General features: G+C 40.4%; 2 protein-coding genes. Both read right to left on the bottom strand.

From position 1 onward, the window contains the following. Positions 1-98: 98 nt before the first annotated feature. Positions 99-1,349, bottom strand: coding sequence for a group II intron reverse transcriptase/maturase (gene ltrA / locus DB42_RS10035; RefSeq protein WP_080502839.1), 1,251 nt, complete (start codon positions 1,347-1,349; stop codon positions 99-101). Between the two features lie 498 nt (positions 1,350-1,847). Then, positions 1,848-2,267 (bottom strand): ISAs1 family transposase (locus DB42_RS10030; protein WP_044882842.1); only part of this gene is annotated, 420 nt, incomplete at its 5' end.

Genomic DNA, 2,267 nt, shown 5'->3' with positions numbered 1-2,267 from the left:
TAATTGCCAATGAACTTTGTGGTGAGTCGACCTGTGGAACTTCCCCACAAGCCTCTCGTAGAACGGTACAGGAACCTCTCAATTCATACCGCTCCCAATTAAGCAAACGTTCCTATCATTCCTTTATTCCAGTGTACAAATAACTCTGGGGTTTTCTTTACTATCTTTCCTATAAAGATAGTCGTTCTTGTTTTATGACCTGCAAGTTCCTTGTATTTACGCATTCCCCAAGCCACTAGCGTCTTATTAAAATGTCTGCAGAATTGGTACAGAGCTGATGGAGAATATTTCCCATAGTATACTAGCCATCCTCTGATAACTGGATTATACATTCTGGCTATATCTCCAAGTTCTAAATCTGTTCTATTTCTTATATTCCATTGCCTAATGGTTGCTTTCATAGATTTTAGCGCCGCTTGGCTTACTGCTGGTGAAAAACTTATAAACATGCTATTTCGTTTGCTGTTTTTGACCAGTCTTGGTCGAAAGGTATAGCCTAGGAAATCAAATTTGGTTTCCTTGTACTTTCCCTTGCGGCTTCCATCTTTACAGTAAATAATCTTTGTTTTATCTGGATGAAGCATCAAACTACATTCTTCAAATCGTTTCTTTAGATTTGTTAAAAGGTATTGAGCCTCTTGTTCTGTGTTACAATGTATTAATCCGTCATCAGAATACCTACACCATGGCATGCGAGGATATTTCCTTGTCATCCACGTGTCAAATACATAATGAAGAAATAGATTGGCAAGCACTGGGCTAATCACTCCTCCTTGGGGCACTCCTGCATTTCTTGTCACAAGAATTCCATCTTTTAATTGAAGGGGTGCTTTTAGCCATCTTTCGATGTATAAAATAACCCATTTGTTATCTGTATGTTTTCTTACTGCTTTCATTAGAAGGTCATGATCTATGTTGTCAAATAGGCCTTTGATATCAAATTCCAGCACCCAATCGTATTTCCAACATCTTTGCCTAGTGATTCCTACAGCATCTAAAGCTGATCTATTCGGCCTATATGCATAAGAATTTTGGTGAAAATGTGGCTCTACTGTGGGTTCAAACATCAGCTTTACAATCATTTGAGCTATTCTATCACTTACCGTAGGTATTCCCAAGATTCTTTCTCCACCACTTTTCTTTGGTATTGAAACGGCCTTTACAGGCGGTGGAAAATAGCTTCCCGAGGACATTCGGTTCCAGATTTTGTAAAGATTGCTTTTAAGGTTTCGATCGAAATCCTCTAGCGTTTGCTGATCTATGCCAGCTGCTCCTGCGTTTGCTTTTACAAGCTTATAGGCCTCCATAACAAGTGTTTTAGAAATAATAAAAGGTTTTGTTTCACTCACAATTTCCTCCTAGAAATCTAGTTGAACAATGAATGTTACCACTTAATCCAACCTCTTTGCTCCAGCCGCGTTACCAGCCTTCTTTGCTACTACAGGTTGTTCCGCCCCAGTTCTTGGCATCAGTACTCTCATTCTTATGATTTTAGTCATTTAAATTTCTCCCTTATCATCCAAGCGACTGGTTCCCACAGTTCCGTACAAACGCCCAAATCAGACTCACGCCATCTATACGCCGGATGCCATCTACTCAGTAATCAGGTATCTTGTAGATTCTTCACAGGAGATCGAAACGCCCCTGCTTTTGACATCAAATCTCTGGGTTACGACGCGTCAACAATGGTTCAGGTTTATTCGTCTTTCTGATTCATACCTTCCGAGTTTTATCTCGACTTTTCCTTAATGCTCACTACCATTACTCTTAATAACAGCAGCTTAAGGTGGTTTGAAGCCTGTTCCTGAAAACCGACTTCGGAGGGCCTTCTCCATCATTTGTACAGCTTAAGCACAAAGTTTTAGTTCTTCCTGAACTTCTTTGTGCGCCTGCGGCGCACTTTCGATACCCCAATGCAAGCGTATGCCTAGTCCATGTTTTTCAGCGTTAGCTTTTTCACTAGCAATATAGTATCTAGCCTCTATAGATGTCTTATCTTTAATGCACCTAGTGCTTCTCATGCAGACTAGCGCATTCAGATCTACCCATTCTTCTTTCTGGGGCAGCCAATCTAATTCATGCGTACACCAAACTTCTCGCTTTTCAAAACGCTCCCTACTCTTTTCTTCAATCGAGTAATAATCGCAACTCGCTTCTTTAGGTGTTACCTGTATAGCTTGATCAAAAAAGTTTTTGGTTTCTGCATGTAGATTCCCTTGATTAGCTTTCACGGCGAGTAAGTAATGACCTCCTTGATCGCGAATCTG

Origin of the sequence: Neochlamydia sp. EPS4 (genome assembly GCF_000813665.1) — a bacterium.
Classification (GTDB): Bacteria; Chlamydiota; Chlamydiia; order Chlamydiales; family Parachlamydiaceae; genus Neochlamydia.
Note: the sequence above shows the minus strand (reverse complement) of the source record. Positions and strands in the feature narration are given on the sequence as shown.